The sequence below is a fragment of the Frankia gtarii genome (assembly GCF_025403375.1).
GTDB classification, from domain to species: domain Bacteria; phylum Actinomycetota; class Actinomycetes; order Frankiales; family Frankiaceae; genus Frankia; species Frankia gtarii.
Map to the genome: position 1 here is coordinate 1 of NZ_JAMPTM010000628.1, position 441 is coordinate 441.

Annotated in this window: 1 protein-coding gene; it reads right to left on the bottom strand. The window is 40.4% G+C overall.

Annotated features, from left to right (window positions below; translation table 11 throughout):
* Positions 1-141: 141 nt before the first annotated feature.
* Positions 142-441, bottom strand: a 300-nt coding sequence (locus tag NBZ83_RS34735; protein ID WP_261576570.1) for a CidA/LrgA family protein, incomplete at its 5' end; no start/stop codon positions are given.

Sequence of the window (441 nt, forward strand, 5' to 3'; positions counted from 1 at the left end):
CTATGGGTGCAAGCCACCATACTTTATGGTGCTTGTATAAACTTTTAGCTCCGTAGTAACAAAATACCGTTAACAATAAACTGATTAAGGCTAAAACTGTTTGCGACATTAGAAAATCCATCACTTTTGAATCGGCCATGGCTAAACAACCTTAGCATGGCGACGAGCATGCTTTTTGATATTCAACTGGCGTTCAAAACGAAACACTCTATCCACAACCAAGCCCGTTCCCACCATCACACAGATACTCCCCATGACAAGCGTAAACATGATATTGACACCATACTGCTCAAACAGCCCTTCGTACTTGATAACCGATATCACAGGTGGAATAAAAAACAGTAATAGCTCACCAATTAACCAAGCAGCGCCAAGCTGTACAGCACGCTCAGGTATCAATTTTGATATAAGTAAAATCAATAAGATACCTAATCCTAGTAC